Source organism: Oceanimonas sp. CAM02, assembly GCF_032842915.1.
GTDB lineage: Bacteria > Pseudomonadota > Gammaproteobacteria > Enterobacterales > Aeromonadaceae > Oceanimonas > Oceanimonas smirnovii.
In genome coordinates, this window is the sequence record NZ_JAWJBK010000012.1 from 1 (window position 1) to 14,057 (window position 14,057).

Annotated in this window: 12 protein-coding genes; 9 read left to right on the forward strand and 3 right to left on the reverse strand. The window is 55.8% G+C overall.

What is annotated here, in order from left to right; genetic code table 11:
* Positions 1–249: 249 nt before the first annotated feature.
* Positions 250–2,946, reverse strand: coding sequence for a two-component sensor histidine kinase BarA (gene barA / locus R0I78_RS02970; protein WP_317074261.1), 2,697 nt, complete (start codon positions 2,944–2,946; stop codon positions 250–252).
* Positions 2,947–3,026: 80 nt separating this feature from the next.
* Between barA and rlmD the strand changes: the two genes are divergently transcribed.
* The 5 genes from rlmD (at position 3,027) to R0I78_RS02995 (ending at position 8,644) form a co-directional block, all read left to right on the forward strand.
* On the forward strand, positions 3,027–4,340 hold the full coding sequence (gene rlmD, locus R0I78_RS02975) for a 23S rRNA (uracil(1939)-C(5))-methyltransferase RlmD (protein ID WP_317074262.1): 1,314 nt from the start codon (positions 3,027–3,029) through the stop codon (positions 4,338–4,340).
* A gap of 8 nt (positions 4,341–4,348) precedes the next feature.
* Positions 4,349–6,562, forward strand: coding sequence for a GTP diphosphokinase (gene relA / locus R0I78_RS02980; protein ID WP_019936072.1), 2,214 nt, complete (start codon positions 4,349–4,351; stop codon positions 6,560–6,562).
* Between the two features lie 20 nt (positions 6,563–6,582).
* Entirely contained in the window at positions 6,583–7,386 is an 804-nt protein-coding gene (gene mazG / locus R0I78_RS02985; protein WP_019936071.1) for a nucleoside triphosphate pyrophosphohydrolase, read from the forward strand.
* A 53-nt stretch (positions 7,387–7,439) separates the two neighbouring features.
* Positions 7,440–8,102, forward strand: a complete 663-nt coding sequence (locus R0I78_RS02990; RefSeq protein WP_019936070.1) for a tetratricopeptide repeat protein — start codon at positions 7,440–7,442, stop codon at positions 8,100–8,102.
* 83 nt (positions 8,103–8,185) lie between these two features.
* Positions 8,186–8,644, forward strand: coding sequence for an Rrf2 family transcriptional regulator (locus R0I78_RS02995; RefSeq protein ID WP_019936069.1), 459 nt, complete (start codon positions 8,186–8,188; stop codon positions 8,642–8,644).
* Positions 8,645–8,651: 7 nt separating this feature from the next.
* Here the strand turns inward: R0I78_RS02995 and R0I78_RS03000 are convergent, their stop codons facing one another.
* Together R0I78_RS03000 and R0I78_RS03005 are read right to left on the reverse strand one after the other, a co-directional pair.
* On the reverse strand, positions 8,652–9,926 hold the full coding sequence (locus R0I78_RS03000) for an HlyC/CorC family transporter (RefSeq protein WP_317074263.1): 1,275 nt from the start codon (positions 9,924–9,926) through the stop codon (positions 8,652–8,654).
* 56 nt (positions 9,927–9,982) lie between these two features.
* Positions 9,983–10,774, reverse strand: a complete 792-nt coding sequence (locus R0I78_RS03005; protein ID WP_317074264.1) for an inner membrane protein YpjD — start codon at positions 10,772–10,774, stop codon at positions 9,983–9,985.
* A gap of 145 nt (positions 10,775–10,919) precedes the next feature.
* Between R0I78_RS03005 and ffh the strand changes: the two genes are divergently transcribed.
* The 4 genes from ffh (at position 10,920) to trmD (ending at position 14,041) form a co-directional block, all read left to right on the forward strand.
* A complete protein-coding gene (ffh, locus tag R0I78_RS03010) occupies positions 10,920–12,305 on the forward strand; it encodes a signal recognition particle protein (protein WP_317074265.1) in 1,386 nt (461 codons plus the stop codon).
* A gap of 165 nt (positions 12,306–12,470) precedes the next feature.
* The gene (gene rpsP / locus R0I78_RS03015; RefSeq protein ID WP_019936065.1) at positions 12,471–12,722 is read left to right on the forward strand and encodes a 30S ribosomal protein S16; all 252 of its coding nucleotides are present in this window, start codon (positions 12,471–12,473) and stop codon (positions 12,720–12,722) included.
* 23 nt (positions 12,723–12,745) lie between these two features.
* The gene (gene rimM / locus R0I78_RS03020) at positions 12,746–13,267 is read left to right on the forward strand and encodes a ribosome maturation factor RimM (RefSeq protein ID WP_019936064.1); all 522 of its coding nucleotides are present in this window, start codon (positions 12,746–12,748) and stop codon (positions 13,265–13,267) included.
* A gap of 27 nt (positions 13,268–13,294) precedes the next feature.
* Positions 13,295–14,041 carry a tRNA (guanosine(37)-N1)-methyltransferase TrmD gene (gene trmD / locus R0I78_RS03025; RefSeq protein WP_026344954.1) on the forward strand — a complete coding sequence of 249 codons (747 nt, stop codon included), beginning with the start codon at positions 13,295–13,297 and terminating at the stop codon, positions 14,039–14,041.
* The last annotated feature ends 16 nt before the right edge of the window (positions 14,042–14,057 follow it).

Here is a 14,057-nt window from a genome sequence, read left to right on the forward strand (position 1 = left end):
GAAATGGCAGATGAAGTCCGGTATTATACGGACGAGTATTACCCGAAAGTGCGGCGCCACATGGCGCTGGGAGGAATAACTCCCAATGCCTACGCAGCTGCCGCTTAATTTAAGTGTCTACTTTATCGGGGCCACTCCACCGGACCATCAGGTATCCGGGTTTTTTGTAGGCGCCTTGTTCAGGAACACTCGGTACCCGCCAGGCAACACCTCTTACGGCTTATAGCTGACAGCTTACGGCTGCTGCTTTTATAAGAAAGCTTTCGCTTCTTCCCGCACCTGCTCAATCCGCTCTTCCAGCTCCAGTAATTCCGGCTCCAGATGATCGAGCGGTTGCTTGTCGAGCAGAGCCTGTTCCAGCCCGGCCAGCAATGACTGCAGCTGAGGCACACCGCAATAAAGGGTACCGCCGTGCAGCTTGTGCAGCGGTCCGTAGAGTGTTTCACTACTTAACTCACCGGCCAGAGCCGCACTCAGCACAGGTGAAAACTCATCCAGACTCTGCAGCAGCAAGCTCAGCATTTCTTTAGCCAGTGTTTCCCGCTCACCTGCTCTTTGCAGGGCCTGAGTCCAGTCGATAAGCCCGGTCGTTTTGGGCTGGCGGGCACAATGGCTGATAATGCGTGCAAGAATAGCTTCGTCAATCGGCTTGGCCAGATAATCATCCATGCCCTGACCCATAAGCCGGTCACGCTCGCCGGCAATGGCATGAGCAGTGACCGCCACTATGGGGGTGGTGGCATTGAGTCCGCCCTGACGGCGAATTTCCTGCGTGGCCTGAATACCGTCAAGCACCGGCATCTGAATATCCATAAAAATAATATCGTAGTGATTGGCCGTGGCCAGATTGAGTGCATCCTGGCCATTGCGGCCGGTATCCACCTGGCTGACCAGCTCACCCAGCATGGCACTGATAAGTTTGAGGTTGGCCGGGTTGTCGTCTACTGCCAGCACTCGCAGTGGTTGCTTGCTGGCGGGCGGAGGCAGGGCAATGGGGACCGACGGCTCCTCATTCTGGCTGCGTGGTCCGGCAAGAGCATGGGCCAGTTTCTGATAGTGCGCCGGTTTGCTCAGGCAGTGGCTGGCACCGGCGGCCAGCAAGGAGTCGCTCAAGGTTGGATCGGTAGAACTCAGCAAAATAACGGTCTGATTTTCAAAAGCCAGCTGGCGCTTCAGCTCCTGCTCCATCTGGCTGGGCAGAGCATGAGGTCCAAAGCCCAGCAGGGCGATATCAATGGGCTGATCAGCATCAGGCTCATACAATACCTGCATATCCCATTCCCGCAGCAGGGCACTGGTGGCCCGGCGACTGAAGCCGTCTTCTTCCTGATATAGCACCGTCTTGCCGGCCAGCTCCGCCAGCGGCAAAGGCTCTGCCAGAGGCAGGGCAGCTTTATTCAGCTCCAGGGTAAAGCTGAATACCGAGCCGGTGCCGGGCTCGGAATACAGCTCGATGTCACCGGCCATTTGATGTACCAGCTTTTGGGTAATTACCAGTCCAAGGCCGGTCCCGCCATAGCGGCGGGAAATACTGGAGTCGGCCTGATTAAACGCCTGAAACAGCTGGCGGCGCTGGTTGTCGGAAATGCCGATGCCGGTATCCTGTACATGAATGCACAGGCCGGTGCGCTCGGGCTGGCCAGCGGGGCGGGCGTCTACGCGAATATCCACGTTACCCTGCTCGGTAAATTTAATGGCGTTGCCCACCAGGTTGTTGAGCACCTGCTGCAGCCTGAGCGGATCACCCACCAGGCTGTCGTGCACAGCGGCATCAATGCGCAAAGACAACTCTAGCCCCTTGTCATGAGCACTGGGTGCCAGCAGCACCATGACTTCCTGCAGCGTGTCACGCAGAGAAAACGGAATTTGCTCCATTTTCAGTTTGCCTGCTTCCAGCTTGGAAAAATCAAGAATGTCATTAATGATGCCAAGCAGGTTTTGCGCGGAGCGCTCTATGGTCTTGAGGTAATCGAGCTGACTGGCGGTGAGTTTGGTTTTTTGCAGCTGGCGGGCAAAGCCGATCACGCCGTTCAGCGGTGTGCGCAGCTCGTGGGACATGTTGGCCAGAAACTCGGTTTTAACCCGGGCCGCTTCCTGAGCCCGCTTTTTGGCCATATCCAGCTCTATGTTCTGTATTTCTATCTGCTCCAGGGTTTCGCGCAGATCTGACGTGGCCTGATCAATGTTTTGCTGCATTTCATCATGATATTCCGACAGCGACTTGGCCATGGCGTTGATGCCGTTTTTGAGCATTTCCAGCTCACCGGTAAACTCGCCGCTGACCCGGGTATCGAGCCGGCCTTCCCGAATTTTGTATACCGCACTTACCATGTCGGTAATAGGCTGAGACACCCCCTTGATCAACCGTACGCCGAACAGGGCGCTGACACACACACCCAGCAGTACGATCAGGCCGGCAAAAAAGGTATCGCGATAATGCAGCAGCATGGCTGAATCATCGGTCAGCTGCATGGCTACATAGCCCAGAGGGTGAGTGGCTGATTCGTCCCACAGAGCATCGGCGCGGGTGGCGTCGGTCAGCACCGGAGTGCGTAAAATAATACCGTCTTCACGGCTGTCCACATTGGTGGTGGAGGGAATCACCATGCCGTCCGGCAGCCGCAATAATTTATAGTCTTTATGGTAATTGGAGGTAACCAGCAATTTGCCGTCGGCATCAAACAGCGCGATGGACGTCACCAGGGGCGTATTATTACGGTGAATATTGCTGAGCAGCCGGTTGAGTGCCTCGCGGTTGCGAGCCGTCAGGGCCAGTTCACTGGCCAGCGCCAGCGGCTCAATCACGTTGACCCCTTCCTGGATCAGGGCATCTTCCAGCTGCTGATAGCGGTTTACGGAAAAGTACCCCGCCAGCAAAATGCCGATAATCAGGGTGGGAATAATGGTAAAGGCCAGTACCCGGGCTCGCAGGCCATATTTGGTCATAATCGGCTTATGTGGGAGAATATGCGTTTAAAAGACAGTAGTCTCATGATGACATAGCCGGTTCGAGGGCTCCACGTTTTATGGTTCAGTTCTTCAAAGTCAAAAAGCCTTCAGCACCGGCCAAAGCGCCTCTGGATATTCATATTCTTGAGCTTAACGGCCATGGTATGGGCGTGGCCCGTCATCAGGGCAAACCCCTGTTTGTGGCCGGCGTTCTGCCCGGGGAACAGGTGCGGGTACAACTGACCACGCAAACCAGTCGTTATGCCACTGCCACGCTGCAAAAGGTACTTAGCGCCTCACCGGATCGGGTAAAACCTTTCTGTGCACATATTAACGACTGCGGTGGCTGTAATTTGCAGCAGCTGCCTTCCAAAGGACAGCGCCGGTTAAAGCAAAAAGCAGTATTAAGCCTGTTCAGTCGTCACGGCATTGATGATCTGCCCGCTATCGAGTGGTTATATGGTGCAGAACAGGGTTATCGCCGGGCAGCCCGGCTGGCCATTCGCCGCCAGGGTAAGGGCGTGGCACTGGGGTTTCGTCAGCCTCAGTCTCATGATCTGGCAGAAATCGCTCATTGTGGTGTACTCACTCCCTTGCTGTCGGAGCTGATTGCGCCGCTGCGGCAGTTACTTAACCGTCTGCGCGCGGTAAAACAACTGGGGCACCTGGAGCTTTACCATGCGGCCGAGGGGGTGGCGCTGCTGCTGCGGCACAAGGGCGCATTGCCGGCGGCAGATCTGGATATACTGCTGACCTTTGCCCAGCAGCGTAACCTGGCGCTGTTTTTACAGGACGATGCTGGCCGGCGGCCTTTACATGTGCCGTTTCCGCTTTATTATCAGTTGGATAATCTGAAACTTGCATTCACACCCGGTGATTTTATTCAGATCCATGATGAGCTGAACAGTCGCATGGTGCAGCAGGCGATAAACTGGCTGGCTCCCGAGCCCGGCACGCCGGTGTTGGATTTATTTTGCGGTATTGGTAATTTCAGTCTGCCCCTGGCTGCTGCCGGTCATCCGGTGACGGGCGTGGAAGGCGTAATGGAAATGGTGGAACAAGCCAGAGGCAATGCTGAAGATAATCAGCTGGCGCAGGCGCGCTTTTACCGCGCCGATCTGGCTGCCGACTTTACGCAGGAGCCCTGGGCCAGGGAAGGGTTTTCCCAGGTGCTGCTTGATCCCGGGCGGGCGGGGGCAGAACAGGTGATGCCCTACCTGGTGGCGCTGGCCCCTGAGCGGTTACTGTATGTATCGTGCAACCCCGTTACCCTGGCCCGGGACAGTGAAGTCTTACTGGCCGGAGGCTATCGCCTGAGCCGGCTGGGGCTTATCGACATGTTTCCCCACACGCCCCATTGTGAAGCAATGGCGCTGTTTGAACTGACTTAAGGACGCTTATGGTTGCCGTGCGCGAAACTCATCTCAAGTCGAGCTTCTGCCTGCAGGAGTGGGCCGATGGCCTTCCGGTAGACGTTAATGAGCGGGCACGGCTGAAAGCCATTTATGAGTATTGCCGGCAGTTGGACATCAGCCCTGACGGCAGTGCTCGTCTGCTGGCACAGGGTGTGGAAATGGTCGGTATTCTGCTGACCTTGAGTATGGATGCCGACACCCTCAAATCGGCTTTGCTATACCCGTTTCTCGAATATAAGGCGCTGACCCCCGAACAAGTTCAGGAAGATTTCGGCGATAACATCTGCCGCCTGCTGCAGGGGGTGGCCGATATGGAAGCCATTCGTTCGCTGCAGCACGTGCACGGCGACAAGGGTAATGAGGCTCAGGCCGACAAGGTGCGGCGCATGCTGCTGGCCATGGTGGAAGATGTGCGCGCCGTGGTGATCAAGCTGGCGGAGCGCATCACCTGCCTGCGTGAGGTGAAGCGCGCCGATGAGGAAACCCGGGTGCTGGTAGCCAAGGAAATTGCCAACATCTACGCGCCGCTGGCCAATCGGCTGGGTATTGGTCAGCTTAAGTGGGAGCTGGAAGATCTGTCATTTCGCTATCTGCACCCGGATACCTACAAGCGCATTGCTAAGTTGCTGGATGAGAAGCGGCTGGCCCGGGAAGCCTATATCAGTGACTTTGTCGCCGGCCTCAAGACAGCACTGAATGACGCCGGGGTTGAAGCCGAGGTGTATGGCCGGCCCAAGCATATCTACAGTATCTGGCGCAAAATGCAGAAGAAGAGCCTCGACTTTGACGAGCTGTTTGATGTGCGCGCGGTGCGGGTGGTCACTCACAGATTACAGGACTGCTACGCCGCCCTGGGCATAGTGCATACCCAGTGGCGGCATATTCCCCGGGAATTTGACGACTATGTTGCCAATCCCAAGCCCAATGGTTATCAGTCCATTCATACCGTGGTGATTGGGCCTGAAGGCAAAACCGTGGAAATTCAGATCCGCACCGAGCAGATGCATCAGGATGCCGAGCTGGGGGTGGCCGCACACTGGAAATATAAAGAAGGTCCGGGCAGCGGCAAGCAGGGCGGCTATGAAGAAAAAATTGCCTGGCTGAGAAAACTGCTGGCCTGGCAGGAAGACATGGCGGAAAGCGGCTCTCTGGTGGATGAGCTGCGCAGTCAGGTGTTTGAAGACAGAGTCTATGTGTTTACGCCCAAAGGAGATGTGGTGGATATGCCCGCCGGGGCCACGCCGCTGGACTTTGCCTACTATGTGCACAGTCAGGTCGGGCACCGTTGTATCGGAGCCAAAATCGACGGACGCATAGTGCCCTTTACCTATCAGCTGCAAACCGGCGATCAGGTGGAGATCATCACTCAGAAGCAGCCGAACCCCAGCCGGGACTGGATGAATCCCAATCAGGGCTTTTTGCGTACCTCCCGTGCCCGTTCCAAGGTCGCCACCTGGTTCAAGAAGCAGGACAGGGACAAGAACATCATTGCTGGTCGCGAGCTGCTCGACAAGGAGCTGGAGCGGCTGGGTATGGGCTTTGCCAGCCTGGATAAAAAGACCCTGGAGCGCTTTAATGTGACCAGCCTGGATGATCTGCTGGCCGGCATTGGCGGCGGTGATCTGCGCATCAATCAGCTGCTCAACTACCTGCAGAGCCAGCATAAAAAGCCCACCAGCGAAGAGCAGGATCAGCAGGTGTTGCGGGAGCTGGAGCAAAAAGCACTTAAAAAACCGCAAGACACCAAACCTAAAGGCCATATAGTGGTGCAGGGAGTGGGTAATCTGCTGACCAATATTGCCCGCTGCTGTCAGCCCATTCCCGGGGACGAAATCACTGGTTTTATTACTCAGGGGCGGGGTATTTCCATTCACAGGGCCGACTGTGAGCAGCTCAAGGAGCTGGCACTGCAGCACCCCGAGCGGGTAGTGGATGCGGTGTGGGGAGAAGACAATGGTGGCGGTTATCAGCTGACGCTGCGGGTGGTGGCCAATGACCGCTCCGGCCTGCTGCGAGACATCACTACCATACTGGCCAATGAAAAAATTAATGTACGGGGAGTGAACAGCCGCATTAACCGCAAGCAGCAGACCGCCACCATCGACATGGATCTGGATGTTTTTAACATTGATACCCTGAGCCGTACTCTGGCTCGTATCAGTCAGCTGCCTGATGTGCTGGAAGCCCGCCGGCTGTAAATCAACTACGGAACTCAAGCATGACACAGCAACACTATTCTCTGGACGATCTGCTGGGCATTATGGCTGCTCTGCGGGATCCGCAGCGGGGCTGCCCCTGGGATCTGAAACAGGACTTTGCCAGCATAGTGCCTCACACCCTGGAAGAGGCCTATGAGGTGGCCGACACCATTGCCCGTGAGGCCTGGAATGAACTGCCCGGTGAACTGGGAGATCTGCTGTTTCAGGTGGTGTTCTACTCCCGTCTGGGAGAGGAACAGTCTCGTTTTGATTTTAACGATGTGGTGCAGGCCATCAGCGCCAAGCTGGTCAGCCGTCACCCCCATGTGTTTGGCGACAAACAACTCAATGACGAAGCCGCCATTAAAGCCAACTGGGAAGCCACCAAGGCCGAAGAGCGTAAAGCGAGAGACGCTGCCGCCACGAGCGCTCTGGATGATATTCCCCTGGCCCTGCCGGCGCTGAGCCGGGCCAACAAGATGCAAAAGCGCTGTGCTGCCGTGGGCTTTGACTGGAATGAGCTGTCTCCTGTGGTCGACAAAATTCGCGAAGAGCTGGATGAAGTCATGGAAGAAATAAACCAGCCTGAGCGCGATGACGACCGCATTGCCGATGAGCTGGGCGACCTGCTGTTTGCTACTGTTAATCTGGTACGTCACCTTAAGCAGGAGCCGGAAAGTGTGTTGCGCCGGGCCAATAGCAAGTTCGAGCGCCGCTTTCGGGCAGTGGAGCAAATGCTGACGGAGCGGGGCAAAAACTGCCAAAGCAGCTCGCTGGCAGAAATGGATGACTGCTGGAGACGGGTTAAACAGCAGGAAGGCTGAACTCAATATTCAGCGGTGCTGGCCGATAACCAAGGCAGTTGAGGAGATGCTCCATGAATTATTTTCCCTTATTGCTTTTATGTGCAGCGCTGCCTTTATGGGCCGCGGAGACGCCTGCCGGTGCCGGCCAGACGGATGTTGCCAGAGTGCTTGACGGTTTGAAAGCCGTGCCCTTGTACGAAGAAGACGAGCTGATCCTCCTGATTAATAACAACCAGCATCTGCAGCGGGTGCGGGATCGGGACGAGTGTCAGCTGGTGCAGGATATTGAAGCCCGGGCCGAGGTGCTGCGGCTGCCTTCTTATCAGTTTTTGTGGGGCGATATGCTGGCCTGGGGTGTTTGTGTGCCTGCGGAACCGCGCCGTGGTCTGCAAATGATGTGGTCAGCGGCCCGCCAGGGCATGCCGGCGGCACTGGAGCAACTGGGGCGTTATTATTATACCGGCACCCTGGTGCAGCAGAACCGGGAACGAGCCGCCCCCTTGATGCAGGAAGCAGCCAGTCTGGGCTTTGAAAAAGCGCAGTTCACCTGGGCTGCCTGGCTGCTGGAAGGGGCGGGCAGCCCGCTCGATTATCCCCAGGCCTATCTCTGGCTTAAGCAAATTGTCACTGACGACAAGAGCAAATATCAGCAGGCCGAGCGTCTGACTCAAGGACTGGCCAAACGCATGCCGGCCCAGAAGGTAAAAGAGCTGAATCATCAGCTGCTTTATTAAACGGGCTGACATTTAATGTCAGTTTTTATCCTGAATGTGTATCATGTGCATATGTTCGCCCCCATTATCAGGACATTACTAGCATGAAGCTGACGACCTATACCGACTTTGGCCTGCGGGCCCTGATGTATCTTGCTACTCTGCCAGAGGGAGAGCTGACCAGTGTGGCCAGAGTGTCGGCTTTGTATGATGTGTCCCGTAATCATATGGTCAAAGTTATTAACCAGCTGGCCCGGGAAGGGTATATTTATGCCCTGCGTGGCAAGAACGGCGGCATTCGGCTGGCCCGGGAACCCGGGCATATCAATATCGGACGAGTAATCCGGCTGCTGGAAAATAATCTCAGTGGCATAGACTGTGGCCGTCCGGCCTGTCATCTGGTGCCTGCCTGCCGGTTAAGAAGCGCGCTGGCCGAGGCCATGGAGGCGTTTTTGCAGGTGATGGAACAATATACTCTGGCTGATCTGATCAGCAACCGCGATGAACTGCTGCCTATTTTCAGCCACCTTGAATCAGAAAGCCTGCGCCGCAGCGCAGGCTGAACGCTGTTTAACGCCCCTGTAAATAATACTGGGGCTGTACCCGTACCTGCTTGATCACGTTATTTTCTACTTCCAGAATTTCTATCGGATAGCCCGCCACCCGCAGGCCGATATTGGCCTCTGGAATGTCTTCCAGATATTCCAGAATCAATCCGTTGAGTGATCGGGGGCCATCGGTCGGCAGATCCCAGCCCAGCTCCTTGTTCAGATCCCTGATGCTGGCGGTGCCTTCAATCAGATAGGAGCCGTCGTCCTGAGGCTGAATTTCATCACTCAGAGTCGGGCTGATCGTAGTGGTAAAGTCACCGACAATTTCTTCCAGAATATCATCCAGGGTGATCAGACCCTGAATATCGCCGTATTCATCCACAATCAGGCCGATGCGCTCCTTGTTGCGTTGAAACTTGAGCAGCTGCACGTTGAGCGGCGTGGCCTCGGGAATAAAGTAAAGCTCCCGGGCGGCGCGCATCAGGCTGGGTTTGCACAGCTCTTCTTTAGCCAGCAGGCGCAGCGCGTCACGAGCATGAATAAAGCCCAGCGCATCGTCGATATTATCCCGGTACAGCAGCACCTTGGTATGGGGGCTTTGCAGCAGACGGCGGTTAATGCTTTTCCAGTCCTGGGTGATGTCGATGCCGTAAATTTCATTACGCGGCACCATGATATCGTCCACGGTCACCTTTTCCAGATCCAGAATGGACACCAGCATGTCCTGGTGGCGACGAGGAATAAGACCGCCGGCTTCGTTCACTATGGTGCGTAATTCTTCAGAGCTGATGGCAGTGTCCTCGCCCCCCTTGGGGTTGATGCGAAACAGCGCCAGCAGACCGTTGGAGATGGCGTTGATGGCCCATACCGCGGGGTAGAGCAACACCATCAGTGGCCGCAGAATAATGGAAGCAGGAAAGGCGACCTTTTCCGGATAGAGTGCGGCCAGAGTCTTGGGAGTCACTTCCGAGAAAATCAGTACTGCCAGGGTCAGACCTATGGTGGCTACCGCCACACCGTAATCACCAAACAGCCGAATGGCCAGCAGAGTGGCAATGGCTGAAGCCAGAATATTGACCAGGTTGTTGCCAATCAGGATCAGGCCTATTAACCGGTCAGGGCGGGACAGCAGTTTCTCAACCCGGGTAGCGGCCTTATGGCGATTTTGTACCAGATGTCGCAACCGGTAGCGATTGAGCGACATCATGCCGGTCTCTGAGCTGGAGAAAAAGGCGGAAACAAACAGTAGTGTAATCAGGATGCCGGTTAAGGCACCCGTCGATATGTCGTCCAAACAGACCGTCCTGTGTAAAAAACCTGATCAATTTCTACGAGTTTGCCGAAAGTCTGTCAAGAACCGAGCAATACTTCCCGAACAAAGCGACTGCCAAAATAAGCCATGGTCAGCAGCAAACTGCCGGCCACACTGGTCCAGATAACCTTGCGGCCACGCCAGCCAAGCCGGTGATGACCCCACAGCAGCCCCACATAAACACACCAGGCAATGATGGTGAGCACGGCCTTGTGTACTTTGCCCGGGCTGAACATTTCCTGCAGAAAAAACAGGCCGCTGGAAATGGACAGCGTCAGTACCACCACACCGGCAAAAATCAGCCGGAACAGATAGCGCTCCAGCGTCATCAGCGGCGGCATGGCAGGCAGATTGGTCAGCTTGTGTTTTTTCAGCCGATTATCAAGAAAGCCCAGCAGAATGGCCAGCAGGCAGGCAATGGCCAGCAGCGAATAGGACATCAGGCCCAGGGTAATGTGCACCAGCACTTCGGGGCGGGTTTCCAGATACATGGTGTAGCTGCCCGGTAACAGAATATCTGCCACCAGCAGCAAACAGGCAAAGCTGTACACCACCGGCATCAGCAGCCATACATTGAAGCGGGTGACCAGCACCGACATCAGGCCGGCCACAATCAGACTGACCAGAGACGCCACATTAAGCATGCTGAGGTTCTGCCCCGGCACCAGTATTACTGTGTCTATCAGCCAGGCACCATGCAGCAGCAGGGCAAAAACGGCAGCCAGCAGGCCGTAACGACGGCTTTTGTTGTGTGGGGTAAACAGGTTATGCACACAGGCAAAGGCCGCCAACAGGTAAAATGCCATCGCCAGAACAGCAAGCAATTCCATAATGAATGTCAGCCATTTATCGGAAATATAAAAAGAAAAGTCAGTATACCCTCAAGCGCTTGCCCATCGCCAGCCGGGTTCGCTTAAGTTCGGGGCCTAACTTGGTTATACTGGTCGCAATTTTCGCCATTAGCGGACGCAGTTCATGTTTGAGAATCTCACAGAAAGGCTGTCGCGCACGCTGAAGAACATCAGCGGCCGCGGACGCCTCACCGAAGAAAATATCAAGGAAACCCTGCGCGAAGTGCGCATGGCTCTGCTGGAAGCCGACGTGGCCTTGCCGGTAGTGCGCGAATTCGTCAACCGGGTAAAAGAGCGGGCAGTTGGCCAGGAAGTGTCCAAGTCGCTGAGTCCGGGCCAGGCTTTTATCAAAATTGTGAATGCCGAGCTGGTCTCTGTGATGGGCGAAGCCAATGAGGCGCTGGACCTGGCGATAACACCGCCGGCGGTAGTACTGATGGCCGGTCTGCAGGGGGCGGGTAAAACCACCTCTGTGGGCAAGCTGGCCAAATACCTGAAAGAGCGCGAGAAGAAAAAAGTGCTGGTGGTCAGTGCCGACGTCTATCGTCCGGCCGCAATCAAGCAGCTCGAGACCCTGGCCGCCGACCTCGACGTGGAATGCTTTCCCAGTGATATCAGTCAGAAGCCGGTAGACATTGGCCGCAACGCAGTAGATTACGCCCGCAAGAAGTTCTTTGATGTGGTGCTGGTGGATACCGCCGGTCGTTTGCATGTCGACGAAGACATGATGACCGAAATTCAGCAGCTGCACGGTGCCATTAATCCGGTAGAAACCCTGTTCGTGGTGGATGCTATGACCGGTCAGGATGCGGCCAACACCGCCAAGGCCTTCAGTGAAGCGCTGCCGCTGACCGGTGTTATTCTCACCAAGGCCGATGGTGATGCCCGGGGCGGTGCCGCCCTGTCTGTGCGCCATATTACCGGCAAGCCCATCAAGTTTATCGGTATGGGTGAAAAGGTGGATGCGCTTGAGCCTTTCCATCCAGACAGAGTGGCTTCGCGCATTCTGGGTATGGGCGATATGTTGTCTCTGATCGATCAGATGGAGCGGTCGGTCGACAAGAGCAAAGCCGCCGAGATGGCGAAGAAGCTCAAAAAGGGCAAGGGTTTTGATCTGGAAGACTTTCGTGATCAACTGGTGCAGATGCGCAGCATGGGCGGCATGATGAGCCTGATGGACAAGCTGCCGGGCATGAGCCAGCTGCCCGACAACGTCAAGGATCAGGTGAACGACAAGCTGACCGTACGCATGGAAGCCATTATCAACTCCATGACTCCCAAGGAACGCCGTCGTCCCGAACTGATTAAGGGCAGCCGCAAGCGCCGCATTGCTTTGGGATCCGGCACTGACGTGCAGGAAGTGAACAAGCTGCTCAAGCAGTTCACCCAAATGCAGAAAATGATGAAAAAAATGTCTGGCAAAGGCGGCATGCGCAAAATGATGAGCCAGATGCAGGGCATGATGGGGCCGGGCGGCCTGGGTGGCGGCGGTCGCCGCGGCCCGTTCTGAACCGGTACTGAATTTGCCGCCGGGTTTCACCGGTGGCATTACGTGGTTGCGCAGTTCCCTTTTGGTTGCATTCTCGCCTGTTCAGAGTACAATTGCGCGGCTTATTTTAAGCTGAGGTTCGCACTGTTGGCGAACCTTGTTCGTTTCAAGTGAATAGAGGACGATATGGTAACCATTCGTTTACAACGTGGTGGCGCGAAAAAGCGTCCGTTCTACCAGGTAGTAGTTGCAGACAGCCGCTACGCTCGCGATGGTCGTTTCATCGAGAAAGTAGGCTTCTTCAACCCGCTTGCTGCCGGCCAGGCTGAAAAGCTGCGTCTGGACATCGAGCGCATCAACCACTGGGTAGGTCAGGGTGCAAGCCTGTCCGAGCGCGTGGCCAAGCTGGTCAAAGACGCTTCCAAAGCCGCTGCCTAAGTCGGTCGGGCGAGGAGGGAAAGGTGAGTGAACCTATCGTAGTAGGCCGCCTGGGTGCTGTTTACGGCATTAAAGGCTGGTTGAAAATCAACTCCTTTACCGAACAGCCCGATGGCATTTTCGATTATCAGCCCTGGCTGATAAAAGATGGCAAAGGCTGGCGTGAAATTCAGGTCACCGGATGGAAACGCCACAATCAGAGTCTGATTTGCAAGCTGGCCGATATTGACCAGCGTGAAGAGGCTCAGGCACTGACCGGTGCCGACATTGCAGTCAGCGCCGAGGCATTGCCCTCGTTGCCGGCGGATGAATTTTACTGGCGCGATCTGGTTGGCTGTCGAGTGAGCAATACACGGGGTTACGACCTGGGTGTGGTGTCTCAGTTGATGGAAACCGGCTCCAATGACGTGCTGGTGGTCAAAGCCAATGCCAATGATGCATTTGGCCAACGGGAACGGTTAATTCCGTTTCTGGAACAACAGGTGATCAAGTCTGTGAATATTGCGGACCGAATCATTGAAGTAGAGTGGGATCCGGATTTTTAATCCCGGTCGTCCTGCGCGGAGAGAATCATGTGGATAGGGGTTGTCAGCCTCTTCCCGGAGATGTTCCGGGCAGTCAGTGACTACGGGGTGACCGGTAGGGCCGTGAAAGACGGTCTGCTGACATTTGAAAGCTGGAATCCGCGGGATTTCACCCGGGACAAACACCGCACTGTCGATGACAGACCCTACGGGGGCGGACCGGGCATGCTGATGATGGTGCAACCATTGCGCGACGCCATAGCGGCGGCGCGGGCAGCAGCGGGCGAGGGGGCAAAGGTCATTTACCTGTCACCCCAGGGCCGCAAGCTGGATCAGCAGGGCGTATGCGAACTGGCGCAACAGGATAAACTGATCCTGGTGGCCGGACGCTATGAAGGTGTGGACGAGCGCGTTATCGAAGCCGATATCGATGAAGAATGGTCGGTGGGTGATTACGTACTCAGTGGGGGCGAATTGCCGGCCATGGTGCTGATTGATGCGGTGGCCCGAATGGTGCCCGGCGTATTGGGCGACATGGCCAGTGCGGAACAGGACTCCTTCAGTGAAGGGTTACTGGATCATCCTCACTACACGCGTCCCGAGCAGCTGGAAGGAATGGCCGTTCCTGACGTCTTGCTCAGTGGCAACCACGCAGACATAGCACGCTGGAGAATGCAGCAGGCACTGGGCCGAACCTGGTTGAGAAGGCCGGAACTGCTAAATAACCTAGCTCTGACTGACGAGCAGGAACAGCTTCTTGCCCAATTTGTCCGCCAACAGCAGGACAAACAGTAGAGTTTTCAGTTTACCC